This window comes from Amycolatopsis azurea DSM 43854, assembly GCF_001995215.1.
In the GTDB taxonomy this organism is placed as follows: Bacteria; Actinomycetota; Actinomycetes; order Mycobacteriales; family Pseudonocardiaceae; genus Amycolatopsis; species Amycolatopsis azurea.
On the sequence record NZ_MUXN01000003.1, the window covers coordinates 190,804 to 205,328 of the forward strand.

Here is a 14,525-nt window from a genome sequence, read left to right on the forward strand (position 1 = left end):
CGCCGCGGCCATGACCGACATCGTCGAACCGGACGGGGATCTCTGGAACTGGGTGGTCCAGAACGGCGGGCAGCCCAAGGAAGCCCTGTGGCCCCTGGACAGCGAGACCGCCGCCGGGAACCTCGCGACGGCGTGGACGGAATCCGCGAAGGCGTTGCGCGACGCCGTCCAGCTTTCCGACAACGCAGCCGGTGAGCTGCGCAAGGTCTGGACCGACGCCGCCGGATTCGAGCTCTACTACGCCATCCACTCCATGAACAACGGTTCGCTCGGCGAAACGGGGATCAAGGAGATGGCGGTCGTGATGGACGGCCTGTCCGGGACCTGCCGCGAATACGGGGAACTCGTCGTCTCGGCGAAGAACGCCATCCGGAAGAACATCTCCGACAACAACGAGCTCTTCGGCCGGTGCACCAGCTGGGCCGCGCGGACGGTGTTCGCCATCAAGGTCGCTCACGGGATCGCGACGATGATGAACGACTTCGCGACCAAGGTCGGCAAACCGGCGGGTGGGGAGACAAAGCAGCCCAAGAAGCCGAAATCGCACGGTTTCTGGGGGAACATCGGCGAGTTCTTCGTCGGTGTCTGGGAGGGTGCCGTCGAGATGTTCGTGGGCTTCGCCGCGTTGGCGGGCTACAGCGACAGGCACTTCTCGTGGTCCACGTTCGGCCAAGCGTGGAAGGGACTGGGCCAATTCGGCCTGGCCGTGGCGACCTACACGTCGCCGGCATTGGCGCATCTCGACCAGACCGTCGGCCTCCCGGGTTTCGAACGCGGTGCCATGGGCGACACGCTCAAAGAAGCGGGCAAGGCGATGGTCGCCTGGGACACCTGGAGCGAGGATCCGTCCCGGGCGGCGGGCAAGGCCACCTTCAACATCGCCAGCGCGGTGCTCGGCACGAAGGGCGCGGGCGCGGCGATCCGCGGTGCCGGTGCCGCGGCGGCGGGAAGCAAGGTCAGCGCGGTCGCCGCGGTGGGCCGTGTCGCCGAAAAGGCCGGGACGGCGATCACGAAGATCCCCACCGGCACCGAACTGGCCGCGAAGGCCGCCCGCAAGATCCCCGGCGTCGACTCGCTGCTCGCGAAGGTGGGGCTCGGGCACCCACCGGCCGGGGTTCCGGCGCACGCCGGAGACACCCCGCCTCCGCCGCACACCCCGCGTACCCCGGACGACACCCCGCCGACGAATCCGCCGGGGGACCGGACACCGGACGGTCCGCCGCCCGAGCGGCCGCCGAACCGCCCGCCGGGCGACAAGACGCCGGAACACGTTCCCGACGAGCGGCGCCCCGCCCGGACGCCGGAGGAGCGGACTCCGGACACCACTCCGGAGCCCTCGACCCACCCCGAACCCGCGACCCGCCCGGAACCCTCGACGCGGCCCGGTTCCGTCGGCGAGACCATGGAGCAAGGCGCGCGGCACACGTCCGGAAAGGACGTTCCCGAGCAGGCTTCTCCCGCCCCCAAAGCGAACGAGGAGGCACCCGCCGCCCCGGCCCGAGAACACGAGGGCACGACGCCGGCTCGCGCCGAGAACCCGTCCGAAGCCGCCCGCCCCGCCGCCTCCGAAGCTCCCGCGCGCCACGAGGAGGCTCCCGTCCATCACGAGCGGACCAACACCGCGGAGGGGGATCCCGAAGCGGCAGGGCATCGGGCGAGGGACACGGGCGAGCCGAGGGCCACCATCAACCCCGAGACCGGTGAAGTCCGCATGTCGGACCGGGTCGATCCGGCCGACACCCGCGAATCGACGGTGCTCCCCGAGGACGAGACCGTCCGGAAAGCGCAGCAGGAGTGGGCGACGGCCGCCCCGGTCCAGCCGAAGACGCCGACACAGAAGGCGATCTACACCACGGCCCGCGTCCTCGGACTGGTGCACGTCGGTGAGGACATGGCCCTGGGGCACCACATCACGCCCAGCAGCGAGCCGCCGACGCCGCATCCGACCAAGGAACCGACGCCGAAGGACAAGGAGAAGACACCCGAGAAGAAGTCCACAACGGACTCCCTGCCGGACGGCGACCCCGGCCTTCCCCCGAAACGCGACACCACGTTCGTCGACGTGGACCTCGACGCGGGCAAACCCCGTCTTGCCGGGGACCCGGACACGCCGCCTCCGCCCAAACCCGAGCCGCCCAAACCCGAGCCGCCCGACCCGACGCCCACCGGACCTCGCGAGCCCAAGCCGGATCCCACGCCTCGACCGGCGGGCGGAGCGGCCGACCCGCCACCCGCTCGCGGACCCCGGACGCATCGTTCGAACATGTGGGATCCGGCGGCGGAACCGGGGCCGCGCAGGCCCGGTTCGCGGTTCCTGTCGGGCGACCCGGTAGTCGACAACGCCCACCGCCGGCGGCCGGAACACCCGATGCGGGGCGGCGAACATCCGCAGCGTGTGGACCCACCCCATACCCCGGATCCGCCCCGCACCCCGGATCCGCCCCATACCCCGGATCCCGACGTGCCGCCGTCACGCGTTCCGGACGAGGACGTGCCCCCGCCGCCGCGGGACATCGACTCCGCCATCAACCCGGAACCGGCGCGGGCACATCCCGACGGCGACGGACCGCACGAAGGCGGCCACCGCGACCACGATGGTGACGACACCGGGGATCAGCACACCCCGCACGAGGACGCGCACGTCCCCGATGACGCTGGTCCTCCGCCTTACGACCCGGTGCCGGCACCCCGGACGATCCATCCGGACTCACCCGAGTATTCCGAACGGTTCGCGGATTGGAACCGTCCGGACGACTCGGCGTTCGAGGGGCCGAGGGAACGACCAGGCGGTCACGATCCGATCGGCTCGCCCAAGGTCATCGACGATGTCGAACCTCGCACCAGGAACCGCAAGCTGCACAAGGACGGGATCCCGCAGCCGCTGCGGGGGGAGAAGCCGCTGGCGGCGAACGCCGAGTACGGCGTCCGGTACAAGAACGGCGCGAGCAGCCGGTTCTTCACCGACGCCGACGGCAGGGTCACTCACGTCGAGACGACGCTCGCGAACAAGAAGCCTTTCCACAACCCTGATCTGCGCCATCCCCTGCAGCCCAACACGCAGTATCGGGTCCCCAACTTCCACGACCCGAGTAAGCATTGGACCTTCGAAATCGGTGCCAACGGGAAGCCGAGCGCGATGACCGGCGACCCGGTCTTCAAGGGGAAACACGACGACTTCCGTGACAACGCGTCGCAGAACAGGTCGGGTAAAGAAGGGGCGAAGGCCTACAAGAACCACCCCGTGTACAAGAAGCTGTTCAGCCATGTGAGATGGGCGGGTGGCCATTTCTCGGCGCACGAGATGGGCGGCCCCGGCGAGTACGTCAACATGCATCCGCAGATGGCCGCTTCCAACAGCGGCCACTACCGGGACGGCTGGATCCATGACGCGTCCTGGCGGGCGCAAGAGGCGGAGCTCGGCAAGTTCGCCGACGTGCCCGGCCAGAAGATCGAGAACTATCAGGTCCGGATGGAAGGCAGCAGCAACGGTATTCCGGAGAACACGACGATGCGCTGGCAGGAGGTGGTGCACCAGGTCGACGCCCAGGGCAACGTCGTCCACGGCCCCGACGGGAAACCGATCGAACTCTCCAGGGTGACCAGGCAGCGAGACTTCCCGAATGATCCTTCCAAGGTCAATTACGGCCCGGACACCCACTACGGAGCGGACGAATGACGAATGACGGATGAGCTGACGACCGGTATCGCGTCCGCGCTGGCGGAGGCCGCGCCGGACGGCTGGGCGAAGATCAGCCTGGCGGTGTCCGCGACGGTGCTGGCCTACGACTACGCCACGGAAGTCCGGCTGGCCGACGGGCGGAGCGGGGACATCGACCTGCCCGCCGAAGTGCGCGGTGGGTTTCGTGAACTGCGCACCCGGATGTACGAGGCGGATCGTGGGACCTGGTTCTCGGCGACGCTGGTGCTGGAGGACGGGGCGCCGCCGCGTTTCTCGTTCGCTTTCGACGAGGACCCGAAATGGTGGCCACCGCTGCACCCGGCCGCCTTCACCCGTGATCTGGAAGCCTTCCCTCGCGACGAAGCGCACATCCCGCCCTGGCTGCGCGATCTGCTCGGCCAAGGCGCGGAACTCGAGCGTGAACAGGAAAACCGGAGTTGAGGATTGGCCGCCTCCGGCGCGAAGAACCAGTGAGGCCCGAGGTTCCCGGTCAGGAAGCGCTGACCGGGAACCGCAGTTCGAAGATCGCGCCGCCCTCGTCGGCGTTGTACACCGCGAGCGTGCCGCCGTGCGACTGGGCGACCCAGCGCACGATGGACAGCCCGAGCCCGGAAGACCCGCCGGTGCTGGCGAACCGGTCGAAGGCGTCGCCCGCCATCGTGGTGTCGATACCCGGGCCGTGGTCCGCGACGGTCACGGTGCCGCCGGCGACGGTCAGGTGCACGAACGCCTTCGCGCCCGGCTGACGGCCGTAGCGCACGGCGTTGTCGAGAAGGTTGCCGATCGCGCGTTGCAGCAGCGCGGGATCGCCGTCGACCTTCGTCGGCGCGGCGGTGACGGTGACTTCGGCGCCCTCGGTCGCGGTGTCCTCGACCACGCCCACCACCAGCTGGTCGAGCCAGATCGGCTGGATGCTCAGCTGTTCCACGCCCGCGGCGAGCCGGGCGCGGACGAGCAGGTCGTCGATGATCCCGCCCATCCGCGCGGCGAGGCGGACGGTCCTCGGCAGGAGTTCCGCCGACTGGGCGGGGTTCGTCATCGCGGTTTCGGCGAGCGCGCGCAGGGCGGCGACCGGGGTGCGGAGGTCGTGCGCGGTCTCGGCGAGCAGGACTTCCTGCTGTTGCAAGGCCGCGGCCGCGGGGCGGATCGAGCGGCCGGACAGCAGATGGCCCGCGAATCCCAGGACCGCGACCAGCAGCACGGTGCCGCCGATCACCAGCAGTGTGAACCGCGTGTGCGCGTCGTCCTCGGCTCCGGTGGGCTGCACCGCGACGACGGCCGCGAACGCCTTGCCGTCGGTGCCGCGCAACGGTTCGGCGCGGACCTTGATCATGGCGCCGTCGGTGCCCTTCTGATGGCCCTGCACCAGCTTGCCGCCTCGCACGGCTTCGGTGGCGACGTCGTTCAGCAGCTGCGTGCTCATCGGGACACACGTCGCCCGCGAAAAGTGCGGCTGGAACGCGGGCGCGCCGCCGGGCAGGATCGCGAACTGCGGGCAGCGGTCGTTCAGCACGTCGGTGTTGACCAGCCCGAAGCCGATGGTGCCGTCGTCGAAGGCGACCAGCCTGCTGACCGAAGACGTGACCTGGGTCAGGGCGGCGTCGATCCGTTCTTCGCCCTGGTCGCCGTCTTCGCTGATGAGCAGCCACGCGAAGAGGACCAGCCCGGCGGTGTTCATCACGGTGAACAACGCGGTCAGCGTCCAGCGCAGCCTGCGCAGCCGATCGGCCGAGGAGTGGGTGTTCACCGCGTGCCCAGCCGGTAGCCGAGGCCGCGGACGGCGTGGATCAGTTCGGGTTCCTTCAGCTTGCGGCGCAACCGCTTCACCACCACATCGACCACATTGGACATCGGATCGGCCTGCGCGTCCCAGCAGTGCTCGATCAGATCCGCCCGCTGCACCGGCAGCCCGGCCCTGGTCAGCAGGTATTCGAGCACCGCGTACTCCTTGTTGGTCAAGGTGAGCAGCACGCCCGCCCGGCGCACTTCGCGCCGCGCGCAGTCCATCACCAGATCCTCGTGGTGCAGCACCGAGGGCCGGTCGAACGCGGACCGGCGGCACAGGTTCGCCACCCGCTCGGTGAGCTCGGCCATCACGAACGGCTTCACGAGGTAGTCGTCGCCGCCGTGTTCGAACCCGGCCACCCGGTCGGCGAGCGCGTCGCGGGCGGTGAGGAACAGCACCGGCGCCCGCCAGCCCAGCTGTCGTCGCATGTGGACGTATTCGATGGCGTCGCCGTCCGGCAGCATCCGGTCCAGCACCACGCAGTCGTGATGTGTTCCGCGCAGCAGCCGGTCCGCGGTCGCGATGTCTCCCGCGCCGTCGACGACGAAACCCGCCGAACGCAGCTGCGTGACCAGCGCGAGCCGCAGATTCTCGTCGTCTTCGACGACCATCACCCGTGTCATCAAAACCTCATGTTCGGACAGCGAAAGTGGACGCGTGCAGTTCCGCGGTGCCCCTGAACGCTAACGCGTCGGACGGCCTCGCCCGCCCGGACGGCGGAGAACTGGCATGAACAGGACGTCGTCGGCGGCACCGCGCCGGGGGAAGAGGGAGGTACCTGCGATGACCGTGCAGACCGGCCAGCTCAGCCTGGTCACGGGAACGGGCCCGGCCAACGACCGGGCGGGGCTCGGCGAGCTGCTCGCGGAAGCGACCGGTGAGGTGCTCGTCATGAGCACGGGAACGGACACCGCGTTCCAGCGGATCGCGCTCGCGAACGTGCGCCCCGGCGTGCGCCACAAGGTGCTCTTCCCCGACTCCGCGCGGATGTCGGGCGCGCTCAACCGGCTTTCGCGGGCCGGGGCCGAGGTGCGGACCGACGCCGAGGTCCCGATGGACGCGCTGGTGATCGACCGGACCTCGGTCGTCCTCCCCGCGGACGGCAGGCAGGCCGGTTCCGCGGTGTTCCGGCTGCCCGGTGTGGTCACCGCGACGGTCGGGCTGTTCGAGCGGATCTGGCAGGCCGCCGCCCCGCTCGTCCCGCTGGACCTCCCGGAGCCCGAGAACGCCTCGATCCTGACCTGCCGCGAACAGGAGCTGCTGACGCTGCTCTTCTCCGGCACGACCGACGAATCCGCCGCCGCGCGGCTCGGCGTCTCGGTGCGCACCGTGCGTCGGATGGTCGCCGACATCATGAACCGGCTCGGCGCCCGCAGCCGGTTCCAGGCGGGCGCCAAGGCCGTCGACCGCGGCTGGCTGATGGCGAAGGCGGGCTGATGACGACCTCGACCCCCGGCCGAGTCCTGCTGGTGGCACGACGGCCCGGCGCGTATCCGACCATCGGCGACGCCTTGGCGGAGGCGTCCGACAACGCCGTCATCACCATCGCGGGCGGCGAATACGCGGAAACCGTCGAACTGACCGGCCTCCGGGTGACCCTGGCCGCGGCGGACGGCGCCACCGTCGTCGTCGACGGCAGGGGCGCCGACCGGCCCGTCTTCCGCACCACCGGCGGAGCGCTCGTCCTCGAAGGGATCGAGATCCTGGCGGGCGGCGCTTCCGCGATCCAGTCCCACGACACGGAACTGACCGTCCGCGGCTGCGCCGTCTCCGGCGGGCACGGGCCGGCGATCGCGATCCGCGGCACGACGGCGTTCACCGTGACCGGCAGCGTGATCTCGGCGGCGGAGCAAGGGATCCTCGTCGACGGTTCGCCCGGCAGGATCGAGGACACCACCGTCGAAGACGTGACGGGGGACGGGATCACCCTCGGACAGGGCGCCGATCCGGTCGTGACCGGGTGCACGGTGACCGGATCCGGGCTGCGCGGCGTGTACGTCTACCAGTACGCCCGGCCGGTCATCGAGGGCTGCGTGATCTCGCACACCGGTCACGAGGGGATAGCCGTGGCGCACCACGGGGTGCCGGTGATCAAGCGGTGCACGGTCACCGACACCCGCGGGCCGGGGATCGCGTTCGCGTCCGGCTGCGGTGGCGAGATCTCCGCCTGCCGGGTCAGCAACACCGCCGAACCCGGGATCGCGATCGCCGAAGGGGCGACGCCGACGGTCAGCGAGATCGCGGACCCCGCCGCCGTCGGCGACAGCGCGCTGGACGAGATGCTCGCCGAACTCGACGCGATGATCGGTCTTCCCGAGGTCAAGGAAGAGGTCCGCGCGCTGGTCGACGAGTTGCAGGTCAACGAATGGCGCCGCCGGGCCGGGCTGCCGGTCGGCGCCGCCGGGCACCATCTGATCTTCGCGGGCGCGCCCGGCACCGGGAAGACGACGGTCGCGCGGATCTACGGGAAACTGCTGAAGGCGCTGGGAGTCTTGCCGGTCGGCGAGTTCCGCGAGGTGTCGCGCCGCGATCTCGTCGGGCAGTACATCGGGCACACCGCGGAGAAGACCGCGACCGTGTTCGAGGAGGCCAAAGGCGGCGTCCTGTTCATCGACGAGGCGTACACGCTCACGCGGCTCGCCGGTTCCGGCGGCGACTTCGGCCAGGAGGCGATCGACACCCTGGTCCCGCTGATGGAGGAACATCGCGACGAGGTCGCGGTGATCGTGGCCGGGTACACCGACGAGATGGTCGACTTCCTCGCCGCCAACCCCGGTCTCGCGTCCCGCTTCGGCAAGACGATCGAGTTCGAGAACTACAGCCCCGCCGAACTGCTCGCGATCTTCGGGCGGATGGCGGCCGCGGGGGACTACGAACTCGACCCCGGCGCCGGCCCGGTGCTCACCGACCACTTCCGGCGCGTTTCCGGCGACGTCAACTTCGGCAACGCGCGGGACGCGCGCCTGCTGTTCGAGAAGGCACGCACGGCCCAGTCACAACGCTTGCGGACGCTGGGCCGGATGCCCGCGGTCGAAGAACTGCGCGGGTTGCACGTTGCCGACGTGGAGGCAGCCATCTCACGATAACGTTCCAGTGTGCGGGTGCTGGTGACCGAGGACGACGAAAACCTGCGGGTGGCGTTGGAATTCGCCCTGCGCGGCGACGGTTTCGCGGTGGACACCGCCGCCGACCTGCCCGGCGCCGACGAGGCGCTGATGGTGAACGCCTACGACTGCGCGGTGTTCGACCGGATGCTGCCCTCGGGCGACGCGTTGCTGTACGTGCGTAACCGGCGCAGCGCGGGATGGCCGTTGCCGGTGCTGTTCCTGACCGCGCGCGACAGTGTCGCCGACCGGATCGACGGACTGCGTGTCGGCGGTGGCGACTACCTGGTCAAACCGTTCGCGATGCCGGAACTGATCGCGCGCGTGCGCAGCCTGTGCCGCCGCGACATGGCCGGGCAGGCGGTGATCCTGCGTTGCGCCGACGTCGAACTCGACACCGGCAGGCACCAGATCGCGCGGGCGGGCGTGCTGCTCACCGTGACCCGCAAGGAGTATCTCGTCATGGAGCGGCTGATGGCCGCGTCCGGGCGCCCGGTCTCGCGGCGGGAGCTGATCCGCTACGCGTGGGACGAGATGGCGGATCCGGCGTCGAACGTGCTGGACGTCGTGATCGCGCGGCTGCGGCGGAAGCTGAAGGACCCGCCGCTGATCCACACCGTGCGGGGATCGGGCTACCGCATGGCGCCGCTTTGACCGCCTCGCGCGTCACTACCGTCACTTGAGCCACAGCGGCCGAAGGGGACTTTCCCCGCATGTCACGTGGTGAAAGCGCCCTTCGCCGCGTGAGACGCGGGGAAAGTCCCCTTCAGCTCCCTCCCACGGGCTGCACCCGCTCCTGATGTGCCATGCTCGACAGCGCACGAAGTGGCGAAACCGAGAGGTGACGAGGGTGTCCATCTGGGCAGGCGTGATCAATTTCGTCCGGGCGCGGTACGAAGTGCTCGAAGAGCGTGACGGCTGGCTCCGGTTCCGGGTCGACACCGGGGAGGGCCGCGGTCAGCAGGTGTCCTTGCACCACTTGCCCGACCACGACGGCGCGGAGTGGGTGGAGATCTCCTCTCCGGTCGGCTGGGCCGACAAGATCGATCTGCGCCGCCTGCTCGAACTTGCGGGTGGTGACTCGGTCGGCGGCGCGGCGGTGGTCGACGGCGTCGCCCTGCTCAAGCACACGATCCCGCTGGTCGACCTGAACCTGCGGAACGAGTTCGAACATCCGCTGAAGTCCCTCGTCACGCGTGCCGACACTCTCGAACACGAGCTGACCAAGGCCGACGAGTTCTGATCCGGCGCGTCCATTCAGGACGGTCCCGGACACGATGAAGGCCCCCTGCGCCGCAGGGGGCCTTCATCCGTCTTGAGGCTCAGAGACGCTCTTGGAGCGCGTCCGCGGCGGCGAGCAGGTCCGCGGCCCAGCGGGCCCCCGGCTTACGCCCTATGCGTTCGATGGGCCCGGAAACCGACACCGCGGCGACGACGGTGCCCGTCGAATCCCGCACCGGCGCCGAGACACTCGCCACACCGGGCTCCCGCTCCGCCACGCTCTGGGCCCAGCCGCGGCGGCGGACCTCGAGCAGGGTGCGCTCCCCGTACACGGCTTCGGAAAGGATCGTCCGCTGCGTGTGCGGATCCGACCACGCGGCGAGCACCTTCGCGCCGGAACCCGCCGTCATCGGCAGCCGGGAGCCGATCGGCACCGTGTCACGGAGACCGCTGGGCGGCTCCGCGGTCGAAACGCAGACGCGCTGGACGCCGTCGCGGCGGTAGAGCTGAACGCTTTCCCCGGTGATGTCGCGCAATTTCGGCAGCACCGAACTCGCCGCGTCGAGCAGCGGATCGGTCGAACCGCCCGCCAGTTCCGCGAGCGCGGTCCCCGGCCGCCAGCGCCCGTCGGGGCCGCGGCGCAACAGGCGATGCACCTCGAGGCCGACCGCGAGCCGATGCGCCGTCGCGCGCGGCAGACCGGTCCGCGTGCACAGTTCCGCCAGGCCACAAGGATCTTCGGCCACGGCCTGAAGCACGGCCACGGCCTTGTCGAGTACTCCGATACCGCTATGCTGTCCCACAAGCCGATACTATCTTCCCGAAGTTTGAGATGTCCAGATGGTGGGAAGTACCGATTTCACCGCATGTGAGGAGCCGGAAATGCCCCGGACACTGGCCGAGAAAGTGTGGGAGTCGCACCTGGTGCGGCGCGGCGAGGGGGCCGAGCCCGATCTGCTCTACATCGACCTCCACCTGCTGCACGAGGTCACCAGCCCGCAGGCGTTCGACGGACTCCGCCTGGCGGGCCGGAAACTGCGCCGGCCCGACCTCACCATCGCGACCGAGGACCACAACGTCCCGACGATCGACATCGAGCTGCCGATCGCGGATCCCGTTTCCCGGACCCAGGTCGACACCCTTCGCACCAACTGCAAGGAGTTCGGTGTCCGGCTGCACCCGATGGGCGACGCCGAACAGGGCATCGTGCACGTCATCGGCCCGCAGCTGGGCCTGACCCAGCCCGGGATGACCGTGGTGTGCGGCGACAGTCACACCTCGACGCACGGCGCCTTCGGCGCGATGGCCTTCGGGATCGGGACGTCCGAGGTCGAACACGTGATGGCGACCCAGACCCTGCCGCTCCGTCCATTCAAGACGATGGCGATCACGGTCGACGGGGCCCTGCGCCCCGGCGTCACGGCGAAGGACATCATCCTCGCGGTGATCGCGAAGATCGGCACCGGCGGCGGACAGGGCTACGTCCTCGAATACCGCGGCGAAGCCATCGAAAACCTGTCGATGGAAGCCCGGATGACGGTCTGCAACATGTCGATCGAAGCCGGCGCCCGCGCCGGGCTCATCGCACCGGACGAGACGACGTTCGCGTATCTGAAGGGCCGTCCGCACGCGCCGCGGGGCGCGGACTGGGACGCCGCCGTCGAGAACTGGCGCGAACTCCGCACGGACGACGACGCCGTCTTCGACGCCGAGGTGCGCCTGAACGCCGACGAGCTCACGCCTTTCGTGACCTGGGGCACGAACCCGGGCCAGGGGCTCCCGCTGGGCGCCGAGGTGCCCGACCCGGAGCGCATCGGCGACGAGAACGAGCGCATCGCCGCTGAAAAGGCCCTGTCCTATATGGACCTGAAGCCGGGCACGCCGCTGCGGGAGATCGCGGTGGACACCGTCTTCCTCGGCTCGTGCACGAATGGCCGTATCGAGGATCTGAGGGCCGCCGCGGACGTCCTGCGCGGGCACAAGGTCGCCGACTCGGTCCGGATGCTGGTCGTCCCTGGTTCGATGCGCGTCCGCCAGGCGGCGGAAGCCGAAGGGCTGGACCAGGTCTTCACCGAAGCGGGCGCGGAATGGCGTCAGGCGGGCTGTTCGATGTGCCTCGGCATGAACCCGGACCAGCTCAAGCCGGGCGAGCGCAGCGCGTCGACCTCGAACCGCAACTTCGAAGGCAGGCAGGGCAAGGGCGGCCGGACGCATCTGGTCTCACCACTCGTGGCGGCCGCCACGGCCGTGCGGGGAACCCTGTCCAGCCCCGAAGACCTGCTGCCCGCCGCCGCTCGCTGACATCGCTGACATCCGCGAAGGAGTTCCCAACCATGGACGCGTTCACCCACCACACCGGCGTCGGGGTCCCGCTGCGCAGGTCCAACGTGGACACTGACCAGATCATCCCGGCGGTCTACCTCAAGCGCGTGAGCCGCACCGGCTTCGAGGACGGGCTCTTCGCCGCCTGGCGCTCCGACGAGTCGTTCATCCTCAACCACGAGCCCTTCAAAAGCGGGTCGGTCCTGGTCGCGGGCCCGGACTTCGGCACCGGTTCCTCCCGCGAGCACGCGGTCTGGGCCCTGATGGACTACGGCTTCCGCGCCGTGATCTCCTCCCGGTTCGCGGACATCTTCCGCGGTAACTCGGGCAAGCAGGGTCTCGTCGCCGCTCAGGTCGAGCAGGCGGACGTCGAACTGCTGTGGAAGCTGCTCGAAAACGAGCCCGGGACGGAGGTCACGGTGGACCTCGAGTCGAAGACGGTACGGGCCAAGGACTTCACCGCGCCCTTCCAGATCGACGACTACACCCGCTGGCGGCTCCTCGAAGGGCTCGATGACATCGCCCTGACACTCCGCCACGCGGAGGAGATCGACACTTTCGAGATCCAGCGCCCCTCCTGGAAGCCGGTGACCCTCCCGGCGGCCTCCTCCTAGGGGCGGTCGAAGGGGGCGGATTCCCTTGCTGAGCAGGGAATCCGCACCTCGGCCGGGGTCCTCCAAGACAGCCCCGAAACCACACCGAACGGCACCTCGAGAGGCCCTCAAGGGGTCCCTCGGGAGGCGGAACAGCCCCCGAGACAAGGGAAATTTCCGCGCGTCGTTTGGAATTTGTGCTGCATTGGTAATACCGTGTGCGCTAAGTCGGCCGACGGGGCCGTGTACAAGTAGTTCTTCTTGGAGGACTGGAATGGCCAACAAGGCCCAGCTGATCGAGGCGCTGTCGGAGCGCCTGGGCGACAAGAAGGTCGCGTCGGAGGCCGTCGATGGCCTTGTCGACATCATCATCCGGACGGTCAACAAGGGCGAGAAGGTGAACATCACCGGCTTCGGTGTGTTCGAGAAGCGCGCCCGCGCCGCCCGTACCGCGCGGAACCCGCGCACCGGTGAGACCGTTCGCGTCAAGAAGACCAACGTGCCCGCGTTCCGCGCCGGCACGACCTTCAAGGACGTCATCAGCGGTTCGAAGAAGCTGCCGAAGGCCACCGCTGTGAAGCGCGCGACCGCCGGTACGACCACTCGGGCCGCCGCCACCCGCGCGACGACGACCCGGACGGCCGCCAGCCGCCCGGCCGCGACGCGTTCCACGACCACGCGGACCCGCGCCGCCGCCACGACGACGCGCGCCGCCGCGAAGCCGGCCGCCAAGGCGACCGCGACCAAGGCACCGGCCAAGACGACCGCCGCCAAGGCGGCGCCGAAGACCGCGGCCAAGGCCACGACTCGCGCCACCACGGCCAAGAAGGCGACCGCCACCAAGGCCGCCGCGAAGCCGGCTGCCAAGGCGACCGCCGCCAAGGCTCCCGCCAAGAAGGCTCCGGCCAAGCGGACTTCGGCGGCCGCGAAGAAGAAGTAAGCTCTCTCCTCACGAGTGAGCCAACGGCAGGGCCCCGCGCACGGCGCGGGGCCCTGCCGCATTTTTCGACGGCAGTGCGCTCCGGCCGTCTCGTTTCTCCTCGGTGCCCTTGAACGTGATCGCCGGGGAAAGGTCACCCCGGAACGGATCTACGGCGCTCTGAGGACGAATGCGCCGCGCTTGTGGCCCGCTGTTCGTGGATCCGCGCCTTCACCCCGATGGCGCATCGCCCGACGGCCCTCCACAGTGGAGCGACGGTCGGCCGCGGCGGGCCGTCGCCGCTGGACAACGCGCCGCGCCCCCGCTCGGCTCCCTCGCCCGGCGGCGGTGTCGGAACTCACTTTGCGGCGGATCCGCCTACCCGCAGGCACTTCGGACCCGGCGGGCCCCGCTTCCCTGCTACACGGCCGGAGTAGACGCGTCACCCACGTGGGGGAGTCGCGCCGAAAACATGTGCGGGTGAGTGGGCAGGGGTGGTCGCGTGCCTCGGTCGATAGCGTTGCGAAAGCCACTTTCACAACGTTCAACGTTGCGAAAGTGGCTTTCGCAACGCCGCCGTCCGGTAAGATCGCATGTCGCGAAAGCCACTTTCGCGACACCTCCCCCCGCCGCTCACTCCCCCCATTACCCCAAGCGCGTGAAGGCCCCCTTCCCTCGGCTCAACCGAGGGAAGGGGGCCTTCACGCGAAACGAGAGCGTCAGCGATGCGCCGGAGCCGGCGTGGGCAAAGGCGACGCGAAGTAGTCCGCCGCCACCAGCACCGGCCCGTCCTCTTCGGTCGGCGCCCGGAAGGACAGCACCCAGAACGAACCCTTCTTCGACGGCACCACACCGCCGCGCGCGGCGGGCAGGTCGACGCCGTCGCGATCGGCCAGCGCGG

Annotated in this window: 12 protein-coding genes and 1 pseudogene; 9 read left to right on the plus strand and 4 right to left on the minus strand. The window is 69.8% G+C overall.

What is annotated here, in order from left to right; translation table 11 throughout:
• Positions 1–10: 10 nt before the first annotated feature.
• Positions 11–3,676: a WXG100-like domain-containing protein gene (locus B0293_RS06340; RefSeq protein WP_005158169.1), complete on the plus strand. Its 3,666-nt coding sequence runs from the start codon at positions 11–13 to the stop codon at positions 3,674–3,676.
• 3 nt (positions 3,677–3,679) lie between these two features.
• A complete protein-coding gene (locus tag B0293_RS06345; protein ID WP_005158167.1) occupies positions 3,680–4,120 on the plus strand; it encodes a hypothetical protein in 441 nt (146 codons plus the stop codon).
• A gap of 49 nt (positions 4,121–4,169) precedes the next feature.
• Here the strand turns inward: B0293_RS06345 and B0293_RS06350 are convergent, their stop codons facing one another.
• On the minus strand, positions 4,170–5,426 hold the full coding sequence (locus B0293_RS06350; RefSeq protein ID WP_005158165.1) for a sensor histidine kinase: 1,257 nt from the start codon (positions 5,424–5,426) through the stop codon (positions 4,170–4,172).
• Positions 5,423–6,088, minus strand: a complete 666-nt coding sequence (locus B0293_RS06355; RefSeq protein ID WP_209437292.1) for a response regulator transcription factor — start codon at positions 6,086–6,088, stop codon at positions 5,423–5,425. The genes B0293_RS06350 and B0293_RS06355 overlap by 4 nt, the downstream gene beginning before the upstream one ends.
• A gap of 160 nt (positions 6,089–6,248) precedes the next feature.
• On the opposite strand from B0293_RS06355, the gene B0293_RS06360 reads away from it, so the two are divergent.
• The 4 genes from B0293_RS06360 to B0293_RS06375 all read left to right on the plus strand — a co-directional run bounded on the left by B0293_RS06360 (position 6,249) and on the right by B0293_RS06375 (position 9,812).
• Positions 6,249–6,902, plus strand: a complete 654-nt coding sequence (locus B0293_RS06360; RefSeq protein WP_005158161.1) for a helix-turn-helix transcriptional regulator — start codon at positions 6,249–6,251, stop codon at positions 6,900–6,902.
• Entirely contained in the window at positions 6,902–8,551 is a 1,650-nt protein-coding gene (locus B0293_RS06365; protein ID WP_005158158.1) for a right-handed parallel beta-helix repeat-containing protein, read from the plus strand. Before B0293_RS06360 ends, B0293_RS06365 begins: the two co-directional genes overlap by 1 nt.
• Before the next feature lie 9 nt (positions 8,552–8,560).
• Entirely contained in the window at positions 8,561–9,223 is a 663-nt protein-coding gene (locus B0293_RS06370) for a winged helix-turn-helix domain-containing protein (protein WP_005158154.1), read from the plus strand.
• 196 nt (positions 9,224–9,419) lie between these two features.
• Positions 9,420–9,812, plus strand: coding sequence for a hypothetical protein (locus B0293_RS06375; protein WP_005158152.1), 393 nt, complete (start codon positions 9,420–9,422; stop codon positions 9,810–9,812).
• A 79-nt stretch (positions 9,813–9,891) separates the two neighbouring features.
• Here B0293_RS06375 and B0293_RS06380 read toward each other — a convergent pair whose 3' ends face one another.
• Positions 9,892–10,593: an IclR family transcriptional regulator gene (locus B0293_RS06380; RefSeq protein WP_005158149.1), complete on the minus strand. Its 702-nt coding sequence runs from the start codon at positions 10,591–10,593 to the stop codon at positions 9,892–9,894.
• 79 nt (positions 10,594–10,672) lie between these two features.
• Here B0293_RS06380 and leuC point away from each other — a divergent pair, with 79 nt between their 5' ends.
• The 3 genes from leuC to B0293_RS06395 all read left to right on the plus strand — a co-directional run bounded on the left by leuC (position 10,673) and on the right by B0293_RS06395 (position 13,645).
• Positions 10,673–12,091, plus strand: coding sequence for a 3-isopropylmalate dehydratase large subunit (leuC, locus tag B0293_RS06385; protein ID WP_005158140.1), 1,419 nt, complete (start codon positions 10,673–10,675; stop codon positions 12,089–12,091).
• Positions 12,092–12,123: 32 nt separating this feature from the next.
• Positions 12,124–12,726 (plus strand): 3-isopropylmalate dehydratase small subunit, encoded by a 603-nt coding sequence (gene leuD / locus B0293_RS06390; protein WP_005158134.1) that lies wholly within the window; start codon positions 12,124–12,126, stop codon positions 12,724–12,726.
• 253 nt (positions 12,727–12,979) lie between these two features.
• Positions 12,980–13,645: an HU family DNA-binding protein gene (locus B0293_RS06395; RefSeq protein ID WP_005158126.1), complete on the plus strand. Its 666-nt coding sequence runs from the start codon at positions 12,980–12,982 to the stop codon at positions 13,643–13,645.
• A gap of 698 nt (positions 13,646–14,343) precedes the next feature.
• Here B0293_RS06395 and B0293_RS44200 read toward each other — a convergent pair.
• A pseudogene (locus B0293_RS44200) lies at positions 14,344–14,525 on the minus strand (NUDIX hydrolase); the annotation flags it as partial.

What these genes read in the sequence shown, in the direction of transcription:
- B0293_RS06340 (WP_005158169.1), top strand. Translation starts at nt 11, where the DNA reads ATGACCGACATCGTCGAACCGGACGGGGATCTCTGGAACTGGGTGGTC.
- B0293_RS06360 (WP_005158161.1), top strand. Translation starts at nt 6,249, where the DNA reads ATGACCGTGCAGACCGGCCAGCTCAGCCTGGTCACGGGAACGGGCCCG.
- B0293_RS06345 (WP_005158167.1), top strand. Translation starts at nt 3,680, where the DNA reads ATGACGGATGAGCTGACGACCGGTATCGCGTCCGCGCTGGCGGAGGCC.
- B0293_RS06355 (WP_209437292.1), bottom strand. Translation starts at nt 6,088, where the DNA reads ATGACACGGGTGATGGTCGTCGAAGACGACGAGAATCTGCGGCTCGCG.
- B0293_RS06365 (WP_005158158.1), top strand. Translation starts at nt 6,902, where the DNA reads ATGACGACCTCGACCCCCGGCCGAGTCCTGCTGGTGGCACGACGGCCC.
- leuD (WP_005158134.1), top strand. Translation starts at nt 12,124, where the DNA reads ATGGACGCGTTCACCCACCACACCGGCGTCGGGGTCCCGCTGCGCAGG.
- leuC (WP_005158140.1), top strand. Translation starts at nt 10,673, where the DNA reads ATGCCCCGGACACTGGCCGAGAAAGTGTGGGAGTCGCACCTGGTGCGG.
- B0293_RS06395 (WP_005158126.1), top strand. Translation starts at nt 12,980, where the DNA reads ATGGCCAACAAGGCCCAGCTGATCGAGGCGCTGTCGGAGCGCCTGGGC.